The following is a 17,274-nucleotide window of genomic DNA, read 5'->3' as shown; positions in this document are numbered from 1 at the left end:
GCCCCCATGCCCGTATTCAGCAAACTTGGTTTAAAAGCCAGTCCAAGCGTTAAAAATGGCAAAAATATCGTCATCGATGGCGTCGCCGATGGTTTCGAAGCCTTTTGCCTTGCGCGTCTGGTTGAGGAAGTCGGTGAACGGGGGCCAGTTCTCTATATCGTGCGCGACGGTCAGCGCATTGCTGATCTGGAACAGGTGCTGAATTTTGTTTCACCGGATTTGCCGGTGTTGCATCTGCCTGCCTGGGATTGTCTGCCCTATGATCGTGTGTCGCCGGGTGCCGATACGTCGGCGCGCAGGCTTGCGGCTCTGGGTGCTTTGGCATCGTTGAAAAAATCGCCGCATCCAGCGGTTATAATCACAACAGCCAATGCGGTTTTGCAAAAGCTCCCACCACAGGCAGTAATTGCCGAACAAGTGATTTCGGCGCGCCCCGGCAATCAGCTCAATATGAATGATCTGAGTGCACGGCTGGAGCGCAATGGTTTTGAACGTGTTTCGACCGTGCGTGACATTGGCGAATATGCAGTTCGTGGCGGCATTCTCGATCTTTATGCACCGGGATCCGAAGAACCGCTGCGGCTTGATTTCTTTGGCGATACGCTTGAAACTATCCGCGCATTTGATCCGGCGTCGCAGCGCACCACAGGCGCGCGCAAGGAGTTTGTGCTTCAGCCGATGAGCGAAATTTCGCTCTCGCCGGATATGATCAGCCGCTTCCGCAAAAATTATGTGGCGATGTTTGGCGCGCCGCAACGTGATGACGCGCTTTATCAGGCGATCAGCGAAGGCCGTCGCTTTGCCGGCATGGAACATTGGTTGCCGCTGTTCTACGATAATCTCGAAACAGTGTTTGACCATGCGGGCGATATGCCGGTGGTGTTCGATCATTTGGTGCATGAAGCATTGACCGAGCGCCACACGATGGTTGTGGATCATTATGAGTCGCGTCTGCGGCAGTCGGAAGGCAAAGAGCAAGGCAGCGAAGCAGTACCTTATAAGCCGGTCAAGCCGGAAACGCTTTATCTGACACCAAAGGAAGTTGAAGCAGTTGCAGCATCCAACGGTATGCGCATTGATCTGACGCCCTTTGGGGTGCCGGATGTGTCTGGCCGGACAATCATCCATGCTGACGTTCATAAAGGTCGCAGTTTTGCGGAAGAACGCGCTGCAACCGATGTGAACCTGTTTGAAGCGGCAGTGAAATATATCGCTGATTTGCGCGTGGCGGGCAAAAAAGTGCTGCTGGCGGCTTGGTCGGAAGGTTCGCTTGATCGTCTCTTGCAGGTGCTGGACGAGCACGGCCTTGAAAAGATTGAGACGATTGATCGTCTTTCCATGGTCAAAGCGCTGTCGCGTGATAAAATCACGGCGGCGGTTCTGGCGGTTGAAAGCGGATTTGATGCAGGCGATCTGGTCGTTGTTGCCGAACAGGATATTCTGGGTGATCGCCTTGTGCGCCGCTCCAAACGCCGCAAGCGCGATCAGGATTTCATTTCGGAAGCGGCTTCCCTTTCGGCTGGTGATATTGTCGTCCACGTCGATCATGGTATCGGTAGATTTATAGGGCTTAAAACAATCACCGCAGCGGGTGCGCCGCATGATTGTCTTGAGATTCATTATTCCGGCGATGACCGGCTGTTTCTGCCGGTCGAAAATATCGAACTTTTGTCGCGCTATGGCTCGGAAGGCTCGGAAGCTGTTCTCGATAAGCTTGGCGGCGGAGCATGGCAGATGCGCAAGGCCAAGCTCAAAAAACGCTTGCTTGAGATGGCGGGTCATCTGATTCAGATCGCAGCAGAGCGGCAGATGCGTGGCGCACCGGCTATGCTGCCGCCCGAAGGACTTTACGCAGAATTTGCGGCACGCTTCCCTTATGATGAAACGGAAGATCAGCTTCGCGCCATTGATGCGATCACAGATGATCTTGCGGCAGGTAAGCCAATGGATCGTCTCATCTGCGGTGATGTTGGCTTTGGCAAAACGGAAGTGGCGCTGCGCGCAGCTTTTGTTGCGGCCATGAGCGGTTTTCAGGTGGCCGTTGTTGTGCCGACCACGCTTCTGTCACGCCAGCATTTTAAGACATTTTCGACGCGCTTTCATGGTTTGCCGGTCAATGTCGCGCATGCCTCGCGTCTGGTTGGCTCAAAAGAACTTGCCGCCACCAAAAAGGGTCTGGAAGACGGCACGGTCGATATTGTGGTTGGCACACATGCGTTGCTAGGTAATTCGATCAAGATCAAAAATCTCGGCCTGCTTATCATCGATGAAGAGCAGCATTTTGGCGTAAAGCACAAGGAACGGCTTAAGGAGATTAAGTCAGATATTCATGTGCTCACACTTTCCGCAACGCCGATCCCGCGCACATTGCAGCTAGCATTGACAGGCGTGCGTGAACTTTCGCTGATTACGACGCCGCCGGTTGATCGTATGGCGGTGCGTACTTTTGTGTCGCCTTTTGATCCGTTGGTAATCCGCGAAACATTGCTGCGCGAACGCTATCGCGGTGGCCAGAGTTTTTATGTCTGCCCACGTATTGCCGACCTCACCGAGATCGAAGATTTTCTGAAAGAGCATGTACCAGAGCTTAAAATTGGCGTCGCGCATGGCCAGATGGCACCGGGCACTCTCGATGACATCATGAATGCCTTCTATGACGGCCAGTATGACGTGTTACTTTCGACAACCATCGTGGAATCGGGCCTCGACATTCCTACTGCAAATACGATGATCGTGCATCGCGCCGATATGTTCGGCCTGTCGCAGCTCTATCAGCTGCGTGGACGCGTTGGCCGCTCGAAGCAACGCGCTTTCGCGCTGTTTACGCTGCCAGCAGGGCGCACACTGACTGCCACCGCCGAGCGCCGTCTGAAAGTCTTGCAATCGCTCGACACGTTAGGCGCGGGCTTCCAGCTTGCAAGTCACGATATGGATATTCGTGGCGCAGGCAATATGCTTGGCGAAGAGCAATCTGGCCAAATCAAAGAAGTTGGTTTCGAGCTTTATCAGCAGATGCTGGAGGAAGCAGTCGCAACGCTCAAAGGCACGATTGAGGTTCACGACAGTCAGTGGTCGCCACAAATCGCAATTGGTACGGCGGTGATGATCCCTGAAACCTATGTGCCGGATCTGCAATTGCGTCTGGGACTTTATCGTCGTCTGGCCGATCTTGCAGAGCCGCAGGAGATTGATGCTTTTGGTGCAGAGTTGATCGACCGCTTCGGCCCAATGCCGGAAGAAGTGCAGCATCTGCTCAAAATCGTTTACATCAAGGCTCTGTGCCGCCGTGCCAATGTTGAAAAGTTGGATGCTGGTCCGAAGGGCGTCGTTATTCAGTTCCGCAATAAGACGTTCAATAATCCAGTAGGGTTGGTGAAGATGATCGGCGAACACGGATCGATGGCTAAGATCAGGCCAGATCAGAGCATCGTGTTTATTCGTGATTGGGCTACACCTGAAAAGCGGTTGAACGGCTCGGCAGTGATCATGACACAACTGGCAAAGATTGCGGCGGGTTGATCCCGCCGCTTTAATTATTTGTTTTTACACATGTATTTATCTCCAAAAACCGGTTCGCCCTTCTCGGAGACATGCTCTAGCGATCTTCAGAAATGCCCGGCTCAAAGCCTTCTGCTGTTTGCTGAATGGCATCGGCGAGGGCGGAGGCCGATTGTGCGCCCATGACGGCATATTTCTGATCAATGATGAAGCATGGCACGCCGCGCACGCCGATGCGGTTGGCGGTGTCGATTTCTTCCCGGATGGTGGCTTTATCGGCATCGCTTTGCAGAAGTCTGGCAACAACGGGGGCTTCCATGCCAATGCTTGCCGCAGCATCCACCAGTACATCATGGTCGCCAATGTCCTGTCCCTGCTCGAAATAGAGAGAGAAAAGTCTGCCAACCAGCTTGTCTTGGAGGCCGGGGCCAGCCTGCGCCGCCCAATGGATCAAGCGATGCGCATCAAACGTATTTGGCGCGCGCGTGATGGCTTCAAAATCAAAGACGATGTCATTTTCTTTACCAAGCTCGACAAGCTGTTTATGAATGTCATCTATCTTTGAGCCATTGCCGAATTTCTCGCGCATATAGGCCTGACGATCTTTGCCCTGTGCTGGCAATGCTGGATCAAGCTGATAAGGTCGCCAGCGCACATCTGCATCGACTTCCGGCGTCAGTTCGAGCGCCTGTTCAAGCCGCTTGCGGCCAACGAAACACCAGGGGCAGACGACATCTGAAACAACGTCGATGGTGATTTTTCTTGCGCTCATGAAGGTGCTCCATTGGACAAGCAGGAGCGCATCTCCTGCTTGCTTATTCATATAATTCAGAAATGTAGTGTGAATGATGACGCGTTCAACCGGCCTACTTGGTCGTTTGCCACCATGTCGGCAATTGATAGCCGTATAGCGATGTCTTTTCAGGGTGGCCGATGCGATCCCAACGTGCCACCCACTGATAAGGCAAGTAATAGAGCGGAATGTAGTAATCGCCGGAGATAAGAATGCGATCCAGTGCACGCACGGCGCTGACAAAATCGTCTCGCTCGCGTGCCGCCAGCATCGCCTCAATCATCGCATCGACTGCCGGATCGGCGACACCCGGATAGTTGAAGCTACCTTGTGCGTCACGAGATGCCGAACCCCAACGCTGCCACTGCTCGTTGCCTGGCGAAAGCGAGCCGGTCAATGCACCAAGGATCATGTCGTAGTCGAAGGTCTGTAAGCGCTGTTGATATTGCGCATCGTCGGCGCTGCGAATATCCGCCTCAATGCCCAGCCGCGCTAGATTACGCTTAAAGGCCAGCGCTACTTTCTCCTCGTCGGGCGAGCGCGTCATGATTTCGAACTGCAAAGGCTTGCCCGAAGGATCGATAGCCTTGCCATGCTCAAACGAAAAACCGGCGTCAATCAGCAATTCATAGGCATCTTTCGCCGGACCACGATCATGTCCGCTGCCATCTGTGATCGATGGATGCCAGGTGCCATCCATCACATCTTTACGAACGGCATCAGGAAAGGGCGCAAGCAATTCGCGCTCGCGACCATCAGCACGCTTGCCAAGGGAGGAGAGTTCCGAACCCTCCCAGAAACTTTGCAACCGCTTGTACTGGTCAGCAAAAAGATTGCGATTGGCCCATTCAAAATCGAATAGAAGCCCAAGCGCCTGTCTCACACGGCGATCTTCGAAAATAGGGCGGCGCGTGTTGAAGACAAAGCCCAGCATATTTGCGGGCGTGCCTTTCTCAAAATTCTCTTTGACGACCTTTCCTTCTGTCACAGCAGGGAAATTATAGGATTTTTCCCAGCGTGTTGGATTGGCGTCGATGAAAACATCAAGCAGTCCTTTTTTGAAAGACTCAAACAGTGCTGTTTCGTTCCGGTAATACTCGATGCTCAGCGTGTCGAAATTATCAAAGCCACGACGCACAGCTAAGTCTTTGCCCCAATAATCAGGACTACGCTGATAGATAATGCGCTGGCCGGGCTGAACATTCGACACCAGATAGGGACCACTTCCAATCGGCGCTTTCAGTGTCGAATTTCCAAATGTTGCCGGGTCAATCGCGTGTTTTGGAAGAACAGGCATGGTTGCGGCGATCAGCATCGGAAATTCACGATCTGACTTATCATTGAAGACAAACCGCACCGAGCGTTCGCCAGTTTTTTCAATCTTTTCGATACGGCTCATGCGGTTGTTGAAGGGCGGACGGCCTTTTTCGGTAAGAATCTCATAGGTGAAAATGACATCGTCAACCATGACGGGCTGACCGTCCGACCATTTGGCTTTGGGATTGAGCGTAAACTCGACCCATTTTCGTTCGGGATCGACAGAGACTTTCTCAGCCAGCAAGCCATAAAGCGTAAACGGTTCGTCGCGTGAACGCTGCATGAGTGTTTCATAGACCAGATTACCAAAATCCGTATCGCCAAACAGTCCGCGTGCAGTCGTGCGCATGCTCTTGAGCACAAACGGATTGAGACTGTCATAAGTGCCAACTACACCCATACGCAGTGTGCCACCTTTGGGTGCGTCGGGGTTTGCATAAGGAAAATGCGTGAAGTCTGCGGGTAGCGCCACATCGCCATGCATTGATAATGCATAGTCCGGGGCAGAGTTCGGCGCAGGGTTGTTTTCTGTCTGTGCCAGAGCAGCACCTGCATAAAAACCGATCAGGCTAGCCAAAGCTGTGTTGCGGAAAAGAGCGAATAATCCAGTCAACGTTCTCACGTCCCCGTTCAACTTAATTGGTCCATTGTAAATAAGCGTGAAATCTTATCATGCGATTCGTATGGCGAAATTAGCATGAAGCTAGAGTTTGTGCCGATTAAGAGCGTGTCTGCTGCGCGACAGTGTAGATTAAAACAAAAAATAAGACGTATTTTGCTATATGAATGCATTCGACCATCTGGATTCATGCGAGAAGTCGTTGTAACACGGCGCTCGGATTGGGATGATAAATCCCGGAGGTCACGCTGTTGCCGCATTTTCAAATCAGTGACGGTCTATCGCTGACTCAAACCAGAGACCGGAAGATCAAAGCCTTGGAAGGAAACTGTTGATCATGACCAGCACGAAGACAATCGCTGCCGCATCCGCATTTGCTGGCGCGTTCGCCCTGCTTGCTTCTGCAACTCTCCCTGCATCAGCACAGCAGCAACAGCAGCCACCGCAGGGTTGGTTCAAGGTCTGCTCGAAGCAGGAAGACAATGACATCTGCAACACGCAGAACATTGTGACCGCTGACTCCGGCCAGCTACTGACCGCTGTCAACCTTATCGAGATCAAGGGTAAGATCAATCGCAAGATTTTTCAGGTCACTGTTCCAATCGGCCGTCTGATCCCAGCTGGCGTTGGTTTGCAGATCGATAATGCCAAGCCAACCAAGCTTGAATATGGCATCTGTTTCCCAGATCGCTGCATCGCGGAAGCCCCGCTTTCTGACGAGCTGATCAATGCTCTGAAAAAAGGCACCAAGGTCACGCTGACTTCGGTTAACTACCAGAACAAGCAGAACCCAATCCCAGTTGCACTGACCGGTTTCTCGGCAGCGCTTACAGGTCCGGGCCTCAAGCAGTCTGAACTCGAAGAACGCCAGAAAGAACTTCAGGACGCAGTTGCAAAGCGCCAGAAGGAATTCGAAGAGAAAATGAAGGCTGAACAGGCCAAGGCAAAGGGCGCAGCTAACTAAGCTGAGTTAATAGTTGAAATTAAAACAAAGGGCGCTTCAAGCGCCCTTTTTACATTAACTTATGAAGAAAATACAATAAGCATCAGTTCGCGTGTAACTTTACACGATAAGTCCCGTTACCCAGACGATCAAACATGTCATTGAGCTGTGGATGCCGAAGGGGTTCATCGCTCAAATCAGGCACAAGGTTTTGCTCTGAGACATAGGCTACATATTCGGATTCTGAATTCTCAGCCAGTAGATGATAAAATGGCTGATCCCGGCGCGGCCGTGTTTCTTCAGGAATGGATTGATACCATTCTTCCGTATTGGCGAATTCCGGATCGACATCGAATATAATCCCCCGAAACGGAAACAGCCGATGTTTGACCACCTGTCCGATCTGAAACTTCGCGTGTTTTATCTGTGCCATGCTCATAAAGACATATGTAGTTCACCGCGCGCCGAATTAAAGCTGCGGGAGGTTTCAGGTCGATTTTTAAATTTGACTATTGCTTGGCTGACTTAGAAAGCTTCGGCAAAAACTGCGAAAAACCGCTGCCGGGACGCAAACCCTCGCGCATGAAAAAGGCCCGCAAAGGTGCAAAGCTGCGCAGCATTTCCAAACCAACACCACGCGCGATCTGTGCTGGCAGCATAGGTGAAAGCAGCGAACGGTTGAGTGCATCCACAGAACCGGTACGCGCCAAAATATCCGGGCGGCGACCACGATCATAAGCGCGGATCACCGGATCTGAACCCGGGTCCGATGGATCGTTTGCAATGGCTTTGATCAGTGTTTCGACGTCCCTCGTTCCGAGATTGAGCCCCTGCGCGCCAATTGGCGGAAACACATGCGCTGCTTCGCCGATTAGAATGGTGCGCTTGGATGCAAATGAAAGAGGCACCATGCCCGATAGCGGCCATGCCTGCGGACGAATATCCAGCGTTACCTTGCCGAGCATCGATTGCATCATGTCTTCGATACGCTGACTGAGTGTTCCATCGTCAAGCGTCAGCAGTGTTTCTGCGCGACCCGGATTGACCACCCAGACAAGGCTGGACCGCTTGCCTTTAAGCGGAACCTGCGTGAACGGGCCTTCTTCGGTATGAAACTCAGTCGAGATATTCCCGTGCTCAAGGTCGTGTGCAAACGAAAGAACCACTGCCGTTTGTGGATAGCTCCAGCGGCGGGTGCGAATGCCCGCTGCTTCGCGCGCAGCCGAATTGCGACCGTCGGCTGCAATAACGAGACGCGTATGCAGTGTTTCGCCACCTGCAAGCGTGATTGTTACATGATCATCATTGTTGCGATATTCGATGGCTGGAAGCGTGATGCGCTCAATTGCGCAGTTGGCTTCGACTGCCTCTGCCAGTCTTTGATTTAGCGCTGCATTGGGAATATTATAACCAAAGGCAATCTCATCAATTTCGCCGGCGCGGAATGTGACGGCGGGGCTGCGGATCAGGCGGCTTGTTGCATCGACAATGCGCATGGAGGCAAGGGGCGCGGCTTCGGGGGCAATGCGAGACCACACACCTAAATTTTCCAGAAAGCGGATAGCAGGCATCATGAGGGCAGTTGTGCGGCGGTCGTTCTTGTCGGTTTCCGGTCCGAGCAATACAGTGCGGTAGCCTTTAGCGCTGAGCGCCAAAGCTGCCATCATACCGGCAGGGCCACCGCCGCTGATCGTAATTTCGGTAATACGCTTTTCTGCAACAACGTCATTCATAATGATCTATCCTCGGCCAGAAGCTCCGGCCCAAAGCGATTCTTATCGCATTGTGTCTTATGCCATTTAACCGCAAATGCCTGCCCATGGCCATTCTCGCAAAGACTAAAACCCAATCTTTGGTGGAATGAGGGCGGTTTTGTCTCATGACTTACTTGCGCTTTTAGGCTTATTCGGGGAAAGCTTTTATAACACAAGTATGGCTCCTTGCGGTCTTTTACGCAGGCGGCTTATCTGTCGCCTCATGCCGTGTTGGGCGCATGAGAGTGGCGATCAAAAGAAGTGGCGAACGGCGTGAAAAGCAAACTGACTGGAAAATTCAAAGCCAAGAAGGTGACGGCGCCACAAGCCAAGGCATTTTCTGTGCATCTGCTCACGGCCTCTGGATCATTTCTGGCATTTTTGTCGATTGTTGCGGCAAGTGATGGTCGTTATACTGCGATGTGGTGGTGGTTGGGCCTCGCACTGTTCGTCGATGGCATCGATGGCCCCATCGCGCGCAAGTTAGAAGTCAAATATGTGCTTCCTAATTGGTCAGGTGAGCTACTCGATAATATCATCGACTACGTAACCTATGTGCTGATACCGGCCTTCGCACTATACCAAAGTGGCTTTATGGGGACAAACCTGTCCTTCATATCGGGTGCAATAATCGTTATAACCAGCGCCATTTATTATGCCGATACGGGCATGAAGACGAAGGAAAATTTCTTCAAAGGCTTCCCTGTTGTCTGGAATATGGTGGTTTTCACGCTGTTTATTGTCCGACCTGGTGAATGGGAAGCTTTTGCCATAGTCGTTTTGTCAGCAATTCTCTCGTTCCTGCCGATCAGCTTCTTGCATCCTGTACGGGTTGTGCGTCTGCGGCCGCTTAACCTCACAGTGTTTTTGCTGTGGTGCGCATTCGGTGCTGCAGGGCTTTATTATATGCTCGATGCCCCGCTCTGGGTGCGTATCGGGATCACGGTGACGGGGCTTTATATTTATTTCATTGGCGCCATCATGCAGTTCTTTCCCAATCTGGGGCGGACTGCCACCGTCATTGCAGCTGAACGCGCCGCAAATGCAAAGAAAACCGAAGCCGGAGAAGCATCATGATCAATGCAATTCGCGTCCACCAGACTGGTGGACCTGAGGTTCTTACTTACGAGCAGATCGAAATCGGTGAACCGGGGCCAGGCGAAGCGAAGGTGCGTCATGAAGCGATTGGCCTGAATTTCATTGACGTCTATTTCCGTACCTGGCTTTATAAAACGGCGCAGATGCCGTTTATACCCGGCAATGAAGGTGCGGGCATCGTGGTCGCGGTGGGTTCAGGTGTTAATACCGTCAAGGTTGGTGATCGTGTTGCCTATGCTGCGACACCGGGTTCCTATGCAGATGAGCGCATCCTGCCCGCGGATCGCCTGTTGAAAGTGCCGGATTCGATCGAATTGAAATCTGCTGCTGCCATGATGCTCAAGGGCATGACCGCGCAATATCTGCTGCGCCAGACATTCGTTGTTAAACCCGGTCACACGATCCTGTTTCATGCAGCGGCTGGCGGCGTTGGGCTAATCGCTGGACAATGGGCCAAGCATCTGGGTGCAACTGTGATCGGAACCGCAGGTTCTGACGAGAAGATCGCGCTCGCGAAATCCCATGGCTATGATCATGTCATTAATTATCGCACGGAAAACTTCGTCGAGCGGGTTAGGGAACTCACCGGCGACGAGGGTGTGGACGTTGTCTATGACTCGGTTGGCCGCGATACCTATATGGGCTCGCTCGATGTGTTGAAGCCGCTTGGCATGTTTGCCTGTTTCGGCCAGTCTTCTGGTGTTATTCCGCCCTTTGATCTTGGACTTCTGGCGCAGAAAGGTTCGCTTTTTGCGACCCGTCCGACCCTGTTCAACTATGTTTCAAAGCGTGCCGATCTTGAAAAGACGGCAAACGATCTTTTTGATGTTGTGGCAAGCGGTGCTGTAAAGATCGAAATCAATCAGTCCTATGCGCTAAAAGATGTGCGTAAAGCGCATGAAGACCTCGAAGCCCGTAAGACAACGGGTGCGAGCATCTTGCTCCCGTAGTATTGGGATGCGCATAAATCCATCGGGGGTGTGCATATGTACTCCGCCGATTTCTTTTTGGCTTTTCAATTGATGCTTGGCTGGATAAGGTCACTCAAAAATAAGCTCGGGGAACCCCAAAAAGACAATGTCAGCGACTTTATCCGACCGGCCTCTCTTAGATGTCCGCCGGCTCACAAAAGTATTTGGTCAACTTAGGGCCTGCGATGCGGTCGATCTCGTGATCGCGGAAGGGGAAATTCACGCGCTTCTGGGTGAGAATGGCGCGGGAAAATCGACCTTTGTAAAAATGCTGTTTGGTGCGCTACAGCCACTTGAAGGCGAAATCGTCTGGAAGGGTGAGCGCGTTACGATTACTGAACCCGCAATGGCAAGGCAGCTTGGCATTGGCATGGTTTTCCAGCATTTTTCGCTTTTTGACTCTTTGACTGCCGCTGAGAATATTGCGCTTTCACTTGATGGTTCCCTGTCGCTTTCCGAAGTCGCCAAACGTGCGCGCGATGTCGGCAAAGCCTATGGCCTGCCGATTGATCCGCAAGCACATGTGGGTGATCTTTCCGTGGGCGAGCGTCAGCGTATCGAGATTGTGCGTTGTCTCTTGCAGGAACCCGATCTGATTATTCTGGATGAACCGACCTCGGTGCTCACACCGCAGGAAGCCGATCGTATGTTTGAAACGCTGGAGCGTTTGAAGGCGGAAGGCAAGTCGATCCTTTACATCAGCCATCGACTTGAAGAAGTGAAGCGGCTTTGTGACCGCGCTACGGTGCTGCGTCATGGCAAGGTGGTCGCGCATTGTGATCCGCGCGAAGAGACAGCCGCATCGCTTGCGCGTATGATGGTTGGCAATGACATCAAGGTTGTGGCGCGCAGCCCGATCGACGCCGTTGAAACTGCAGCAACACCGCTTCTTGAGATTAAAGCGCTGTCGCAGGCTCCGCGTGGGCCGTTTTCAACCGTTCTCGATAATATTTCGCTTTCGGTCAAAGCCGGTGAAGTTGTTGGTGTCGCAGGCGTTGCGGGCAATGGTCAGGGCGAGTTTTTTGAAGCTGTTTCCGGCGAGTTTTTACAGTCATCGCCTTCGGCTGTGCGTATTCGCGGCAAGGATGCGGGTAGGCTTGGTATCAGCGAGCGTCGCTTGATGGGGGCTGCTTTTGTGCCGGAAGAACGGCTGGGACATGGTGCCGTACCATCGCTGCCACTGACAGATAACCTGTTTTTGTCGCGCTATAAGACGGATGCGAAGGCATTTTTGCGCGGTGGCAAGCTAAAGCTGATTGCCGAAGGTGCATTACGCTCTGCCGCAAGGCGCATCATCGAAACGATGGATGTGCGCAAGAGCGCTGAAAACCCACCGGCCTCTGCATTGTCTGGCGGCAATCTCCAAAAATTCATCATTGGCCGTGAACTGGATCGTTCGCCGTCGGTTATGATTGTCAATCAGCCGACATGGGGCGTGGATGCGGGTGCCGCAGCGCATATCCGTCAGGCTTTGCTTGATCTGGCGCGTTCCGGCTCTGCCGTTCTTGTCATCAGTCAGGATCTCGATGAACTGCTTGAAATCAGCGACCGTATTGCGGTGATGAACCACGGTGCGCTTTCCGATCCCATGCCAATTGCTGACGTCACGCTTGAAAAAATTGGCCTGCTTATGGGCGGCATCTCCGGCACGGATCAGGCGGGAGCAGCATGATGCGGATTGAACTTGTCAAACGTCCGCAGCCTTCAAAGCTTTTCAGCGCTTTTTCGCCGTTGCTTGCACTTGCGCTAACCATGGTTTTTGGTGGTCTGGCCTTCGCGCTTATGGGCAAAGACCCGTTTCAGGCACTTTATGTGTTCTTTGTCGAGCCGCTGTTCGACATATGGTCGTGGCATGAATTGTTGGTCAAGGCGACGCCGCTTATTCTGATTGCGGTTGGTCTTTGTGTCTGTTTTCTATCCAATAACTGGAATATCGGTGCCGAAGGCCAGTTTATTATTGGTGCGATTACCGGCTCTATCCTACCGGTGATGTTTCCCGAATTGCAGCTTTGGGTCGTTTTGCCGTTGATGATGCTGATGGGTATGGCTGGCGGCGCGGCCTATGCTTCCATTCCGGCGCTGCTGAAAGTACGCTTCAATACCAATGAAATTCTGACCAGTCTGATGCTGGTTTATGTCGCGCAATTGTTCCTCGACTGGCTGGTGCGCGGACCATGGCGCAACCCGGAAGGCTATAATTTCCCGGAAACACGCCAGTTCAATCCAAGTGCCGTGCTGCCGGAAATCTGGAGCGCATCGGGGCGCGCGCATTGGGGTTTTATCTTTGCAATTGTTGCCGCAATCATCGTCTGGTTTATCCTTGCCAAAACGCTCAAAGGCTTTGAGGTGAAGGTCATCGGTCAAAGCCCAAGGGCAGGCCGCTTTGCAGGTTTCAGCTCCGGTAAGCTGGTGTTCTTCGTCTTTGCAGTTTCTGGCGCACTTGCTGGTCTTGCAGGCATTGCCGAGACTTCTGGCGCAATTGGTCAGTTGCGTCCGGTCATTTCGCCCGGTTATGGCTTCACGGCAATCATTGTTGCCTTCCTTGGCAGGCTAAATCCACTTGGCGCGATTGCTGCCGGTTTTGTGCTGGCATTGTCTTATCTGGGCGGTGAGGCTGCACAGGTGACCATCGGCATATCTGAGAAATCGGCTCGCGTATTTCAGGGCATGATCCTGTTCTTCGTGCTGGCCTGCGACACGCTTATTCATTATCGCATCCGCTTTGTGGCGGGCAGCACAGCAGGAAAGGTCTGATCAGTGGATTTGACACAGGCTATCCTTCTCACCATTGCAACTGCCGCAACGCCTTTGTTGATCGCAGCCATTGGTGAACTGGTTGTCGAGCGATCTGGAGTGCTCAATCTCGGTGTCGAAGGCATGATGCTGATTGGGGCCGTCTCCGGTTTCGCGGCGGCACAGTTTACTGGTTCTGCATGGCTTGGCATGATCGCCGCAATTTTTGTCGGCAGTCTTTTTTCCGGCATTTTTGCCTTTTTGACCCTGACGCTTGTCACCAATCAGGTTGCAACGGGGCTGGCACTGACTATTCTTGGTATTGGCGCTTCGGCTATGCTTGGTGAGCGTTTTGTCGGGATGCCGGGCGTGCGTCTTGATGCAATCACTATTCCTTATCTGACCGATATTCCTTATCTCGGGCGCTTTTTGTTTGGTCAGGACCCGATCTTCTACATCTCTATTCTGCTGGTGATCGGCGTCACTTGGTTTTTGTTCCGCACGCGGGCAGGGCTGCAATTGCGCGCTATCGGTGACAATCACGGCTCCGCACATGCGCTGGGTGTGCATGTGGTTCGCACGCGCTATCTTGCGGTGTTGTTTGGCGGCGCTTGTGCCGGTCTTGCCGGTGCCCAGCTATCGCTGGTCTATGTGCCTCAGTGGGTTGAAAATATGTCCGCAGGGCGCGGCTGGATTGCACTTGCGCTCGTCGTGTTTGCTTCATGGCGTCCGTGGCGCGTGCTGATCGGTGCATATCTATTTGGTGCCGTAACCATTGGCCAGCTTCATGCGCAGGCGCTTGGTTTCGGTCTTCCGTCGCAGTTCCTGTCGGCCTTGCCCTATATTGCGACGATTGTGGTTCTGGTTATCATCTCGCGCAACAGGCGTTTGACGATGATGAACACGCCTGCGTCGCTCGGCAAACCATTTGTGCCGGACAGGTAAATACGAGTTCTGAACGGCGGTCCGGCTCCCACGGCCTGCCGTTTTGTTTTGAGGGTGATAACAAGGAGTGCAGGGAACATGAAAAAGACGCTGTTGGCGATTGCCACCGCAGCCAGCTTTATGCTCGGCGGAGCGGCACATGCAGAAGACAAGCTGAAAGTTGGCTTCATCTATATCGGACCTCCGGGCGACTTCGGCTGGACTTATCAGCACGACGTTGCGCGTAAGGAAATGATCGAAGCTCTTGGCGACAAGGTCGAAACGACATTTCTCGAAAACGTACCGGAAGGTGCGGATGCCGAGCGTTCGATTGAGCGTCTGGCACGTGCCGGCAACAAACTGATCTTCACGACTTCTTTCGGTTATATGGACCCAACCATAAAGGTTGCAGCCAAATACCCGGATGTGAAGTTTGAACATGCCACCGGTTACAAGACCGCTGACAATGTTGCGGCGTACAATGCACGCTTCTATGAAGGCCGCTATATTCAGGGCCAGATCGCAGCCAAATTGTCGGAAAAGGGCGTTGCAGGCTATATCGCCTCTGTGCCAGTGCCAGAAGTGGTGCAGGGCATCAATTCCTTCATCCTCGGCGCACAGTCGGTCAATCCTGAATTCAAGGTCAAGGTTATCTGGGTGAATTCGTGGTTCGATCCGGGCAAGGAAGCCGATGCTGCCAAGGCGCTGGTTGATCAGGGCGTTGATATTCTGACCCAGCACACCGATTCCACCGCACCTATCCAGGTTGCGCATGAGCGTGGCATCAAGGCATTTGGCCAGGCTTCGGATATGATCAAGTTTGGTCCTGAAACTCAGTTGACCGCTATCGTAGACGATTGGGGTCCATATTACATCGACCGCGCCAAGGCTGCTCTCGATGGCAAGTGGGAAAGCCAGAACATCTGGTGGGGCATGAAGGAAGGCCTCGTTAAGATGGCGCCTTACACCAACATGCCAGATGACGTGAAAAAAATGGCTGAAGAAACCGAAGCCAAGATCAAGTCAGGCGAATTCAAGCCTTTCACCGGTCCTATTAAGAAGCAGGACGGCTCCGTTTGGCTCAAGGAAGGCGAACAGGCTGACGACAAGACATTGCTTGGCCTGAACTTCTACGTTGAAGGCGTTGACGATAAGCTGCCGCAATAATGAAATAAAAAAGGGCGCTTCAAGCGCCCTTTTTTTGCACTAATGAAATAGTTGCCTTTATTAAAGCGTCAACTTCATGCCTTCGTGACTGTCAACAAAGTCGAGAGATTGATAAAAGCGCAGAGCATCAGCGCGTGCCTTATCGGTCGTCAATTGCACCAAGCCGCAGCCTCGTTCGCAGCATTTTTGAATTGCCCATTCAGCCATCTGTTTGCCGATGCTGCCACTGCGTGCTTTGCTCGCGATACGAACGCTTTCAATCTGGCCCCGCCACATGCCTTTGCGTGATAGGCCGGGAATGAAGCTGAGTTGCAGGCAACCAATGATTTCTCCGCCCTGTTCCACGACCGCCAACAACTGGTTTTTGTCGTCTTCTATGGCGTTGAATGCATCGGTGTAACAACGGTTTAGCGGCGTGCTGTTGTCTTCGCGGGTAGACCCGAGCGTATCATCTGCGAGCATGGCAACAATTGCTACAAGGTCATGTTTGATGGCTTTGCGAATGGATATGGCGTTGTCGGGCATTGCAGCTTTCATTTGATTGCTTTTTTAAGTGTAATAATTTGCAGAACACTGAATAACAAAAAGCCGGAGCAAAGCCCCGGCTTAAAGCAATTTGTTCAAACTAATTATTCGGCTGCGTCAGCTGGCGCTGCATTGAGCAGGCCATAGCGTTCTTCACCAATCTTACCGAGCAGATCAAGCTGGGTTTCGAGGAAGTCGATGTGACCTTCTTCGTCGGCGAGAAGCTGATCAAAAAGCTGCTTGGAAACGTAGTCGCCCAGTTCGTCGCAGATTTCGCGGGACTTTTTGTACGATGCACGCGCATCATATTCACCAGCAAGATCGGCTTCCAGAACTTCCTTGACGTTCTGGCCAATGCGCAGAGGCGCAAGAGTTTGAAGGTTTGGGTGACCTTCAAGGAAAATGATGCGGTCGATGATCTTGTCCGCATGATGCATTTCTTCGATGGATTCTTCACGCTCTTTCTTCGCAAGGCGCATGAAACCCCAGTCGTTAAGCAGACGATAGTGCAACCAGTACTGGTTTACAGCGCCAAGTTCGAGAAACAGTGCCTCGTTAAGCCGCTCGATGACCTTTGGTTCGCCTTTCATTCCAAGAACTCCCGAATTTGTCTCGTAGAGAACGCACACGATCCATGAACTGGATCACGTTTTCGTCCATTTGATTGTGACGAAGATGATATTCTTCAGTCACCCTTATGATCGTTTCTACGACATTTGGGAAGCAGCCACAGCAGCGACCACTCTTGGATATTGCATTAAAGACAGTTCCAGGGACGATGAGACGCCAGCAATCTTCATCGAGAAGTTGCGTCACAACAGCTTCAATATCTTTATCGGTAATAACGTTGCAGCTGCAGACTAGCATGAAAAGTAAACTCCAGCATCTGCAATGCGATGTGATTGTATAGAACTCACAATGCGGGAAAGTGC

Annotated in this window: 15 protein-coding genes; 8 read left to right on the top strand and 7 right to left on the bottom strand. The window is 52.4% G+C overall.

Annotation, left to right across the window (positions count from 1 at the left end):
• The first annotated feature begins 6 nt into the window (after positions 1–6).
• On the top strand, positions 7–3,519 hold the full coding sequence (mfd, locus tag CEV31_RS16265) for a transcription-repair coupling factor (RefSeq protein WP_094508367.1): 3,513 nt from the start codon (positions 7–9) through the stop codon (positions 3,517–3,519).
• Between the two features lie 76 nt (positions 3,520–3,595).
• On the opposite strand, the gene CEV31_RS16260 is transcribed toward mfd, so the two are convergent.
• On the bottom strand, positions 3,596–4,270 hold the full coding sequence (locus tag CEV31_RS16260) for a DsbA family oxidoreductase (RefSeq protein ID WP_094508627.1): 675 nt from the start codon (positions 4,268–4,270) through the stop codon (positions 3,596–3,598).
• A 94-nt stretch (positions 4,271–4,364) separates the two neighbouring features.
• Positions 4,365–6,092, bottom strand: a complete 1,728-nt coding sequence (locus CEV31_RS16255) for an extracellular solute-binding protein (RefSeq protein ID WP_094508625.1) — start codon at positions 6,090–6,092, stop codon at positions 4,365–4,367.
• 472 nt (positions 6,093–6,564) lie between these two features.
• Between CEV31_RS16255 and CEV31_RS16250 the strand changes: the two genes are divergently transcribed.
• The gene (locus CEV31_RS16250; protein ID WP_094508365.1) at positions 6,565–7,191 is read left to right on the top strand and encodes an invasion associated locus B family protein; all 627 of its coding nucleotides are present in this window, start codon (positions 6,565–6,567) and stop codon (positions 7,189–7,191) included.
• An 82-nt stretch (positions 7,192–7,273) separates the two neighbouring features.
• Here the strand turns inward: CEV31_RS16250 and hspQ are convergent, their stop codons facing one another.
• A complete protein-coding gene (gene hspQ, locus CEV31_RS16245; RefSeq protein WP_094508363.1) occupies positions 7,274–7,609 on the bottom strand; it encodes a heat shock protein HspQ in 336 nt (111 codons plus the stop codon).
• Positions 7,610–7,679: 70 nt separating this feature from the next.
• Positions 7,680–8,903 (bottom strand): UbiH/UbiF family hydroxylase, encoded by a 1,224-nt coding sequence (locus CEV31_RS16240; RefSeq protein WP_094508361.1) that lies wholly within the window; start codon positions 8,901–8,903, stop codon positions 7,680–7,682.
• A 282-nt stretch (positions 8,904–9,185) separates the two neighbouring features.
• On the opposite strand from CEV31_RS16240, the gene pcsA reads away from it, so the two are divergent.
• The 6 genes from pcsA to CEV31_RS16210 all read left to right on the top strand — a co-directional run bounded on the left by pcsA (position 9,186) and on the right by CEV31_RS16210 (position 15,817).
• Positions 9,186–10,001 (top strand): phosphatidylcholine synthase, encoded by an 816-nt coding sequence (gene pcsA, locus CEV31_RS16235; RefSeq protein WP_094508359.1) that lies wholly within the window; start codon positions 9,186–9,188, stop codon positions 9,999–10,001.
• On the top strand, positions 9,998–10,972 hold the full coding sequence (locus tag CEV31_RS16230) for a quinone oxidoreductase family protein (RefSeq protein WP_094508357.1): 975 nt from the start codon (positions 9,998–10,000) through the stop codon (positions 10,970–10,972). Before pcsA ends, CEV31_RS16230 begins: the two co-directional genes overlap by 4 nt.
• A gap of 127 nt (positions 10,973–11,099) precedes the next feature.
• The gene (locus CEV31_RS16225; RefSeq protein ID WP_094508355.1) at positions 11,100–12,665 is read left to right on the top strand and encodes an ABC transporter ATP-binding protein; all 1,566 of its coding nucleotides are present in this window, start codon (positions 11,100–11,102) and stop codon (positions 12,663–12,665) included.
• Positions 12,665–13,747, top strand: a complete 1,083-nt coding sequence (locus CEV31_RS16220; RefSeq protein WP_094508623.1) for an ABC transporter permease — start codon at positions 12,665–12,667, stop codon at positions 13,745–13,747. Before CEV31_RS16225 ends, CEV31_RS16220 begins: the two co-directional genes overlap by 1 nt.
• A 3-nt stretch (positions 13,748–13,750) precedes the next feature.
• On the top strand, positions 13,751–14,671 hold the full coding sequence (locus CEV31_RS16215; RefSeq protein ID WP_094508353.1) for an ABC transporter permease: 921 nt from the start codon (positions 13,751–13,753) through the stop codon (positions 14,669–14,671).
• 78 nt (positions 14,672–14,749) lie between these two features.
• A complete protein-coding gene (locus tag CEV31_RS16210; protein ID WP_094508351.1) occupies positions 14,750–15,817 on the top strand; it encodes a BMP family ABC transporter substrate-binding protein in 1,068 nt (355 codons plus the stop codon).
• A gap of 60 nt (positions 15,818–15,877) precedes the next feature.
• On the opposite strand, the gene CEV31_RS16205 is transcribed toward CEV31_RS16210, so the two are convergent.
• The 3 genes from CEV31_RS16205 to CEV31_RS16195 all read right to left on the bottom strand — a co-directional run bounded on the left by CEV31_RS16205 (position 15,878) and on the right by CEV31_RS16195 (position 17,209).
• Entirely contained in the window at positions 15,878–16,342 is a 465-nt protein-coding gene (locus CEV31_RS16205) for a GNAT family N-acetyltransferase (RefSeq protein WP_094508621.1), read from the bottom strand.
• 104 nt (positions 16,343–16,446) lie between these two features.
• Positions 16,447–16,932, bottom strand: coding sequence for a bacterioferritin (gene bfr, locus CEV31_RS16200; RefSeq protein ID WP_094508349.1), 486 nt, complete (start codon positions 16,930–16,932; stop codon positions 16,447–16,449).
• Positions 16,898–17,209 (bottom strand): (2Fe-2S)-binding protein, encoded by a 312-nt coding sequence (locus CEV31_RS16195; RefSeq protein WP_094508347.1) that lies wholly within the window; start codon positions 17,207–17,209, stop codon positions 16,898–16,900. The genes bfr and CEV31_RS16195 overlap by 35 nt, the downstream gene beginning before the upstream one ends.
• Between the last annotated feature and the right edge of the window lie 65 nt (positions 17,210–17,274).

This window comes from Brucella thiophenivorans, assembly GCF_002252445.1.
In the GTDB taxonomy this organism is placed as follows: domain Bacteria; phylum Pseudomonadota; class Alphaproteobacteria; order Rhizobiales; family Rhizobiaceae; genus Brucella; species Brucella thiophenivorans.
This window is presented reverse-complemented; position numbering and strand designations above follow the sequence as displayed.

Bases quoted from the DNA above. Each gene is read 5' to 3' on its own strand.
- mfd (WP_094508367.1), top strand. From the start codon at position 7: ATGCCCGTATTCAGCAAACTTGGTTTAAAAGCCAGTCCAAGCGTTAAA.
- CEV31_RS16260 (WP_094508627.1), bottom strand. From the start codon at position 4,270: ATGAGCGCAAGAAAAATCACCATCGACGTTGTTTCAGATGTCGTCTGC.
- CEV31_RS16255 (WP_094508625.1), bottom strand. From the start codon at position 6,092: ATGCATGGCGATGTGGCGCTACCCGCAGACTTCACGCATTTTCCTTAT.
- CEV31_RS16250 (WP_094508365.1), top strand. From the start codon at position 6,565: ATGACCAGCACGAAGACAATCGCTGCCGCATCCGCATTTGCTGGCGCG.
- hspQ (WP_094508363.1), bottom strand. From the start codon at position 7,609: ATGAGCATGGCACAGATAAAACACGCGAAGTTTCAGATCGGACAGGTG.
- CEV31_RS16240 (WP_094508361.1), bottom strand. From the start codon at position 8,903: ATGAATGACGTTGTTGCAGAAAAGCGTATTACCGAAATTACGATCAGC.
- CEV31_RS16230 (WP_094508357.1), top strand. From the start codon at position 9,998: ATGATCAATGCAATTCGCGTCCACCAGACTGGTGGACCTGAGGTTCTT.
- CEV31_RS16225 (WP_094508355.1), top strand. From the start codon at position 11,100: ATGTCAGCGACTTTATCCGACCGGCCTCTCTTAGATGTCCGCCGGCTC.
- CEV31_RS16220 (WP_094508623.1), top strand. From the start codon at position 12,665: ATGCGGATTGAACTTGTCAAACGTCCGCAGCCTTCAAAGCTTTTCAGC.
- CEV31_RS16210 (WP_094508351.1), top strand. From the start codon at position 14,750: ATGAAAAAGACGCTGTTGGCGATTGCCACCGCAGCCAGCTTTATGCTC.
- CEV31_RS16205 (WP_094508621.1), bottom strand. From the start codon at position 16,342: ATGCCCGACAACGCCATATCCATTCGCAAAGCCATCAAACATGACCTT.
- bfr (WP_094508349.1), bottom strand. From the start codon at position 16,932: ATGAAAGGCGAACCAAAGGTCATCGAGCGGCTTAACGAGGCACTGTTT.
- CEV31_RS16195 (WP_094508347.1), bottom strand. From the start codon at position 17,209: ATGCTAGTCTGCAGCTGCAACGTTATTACCGATAAAGATATTGAAGCT.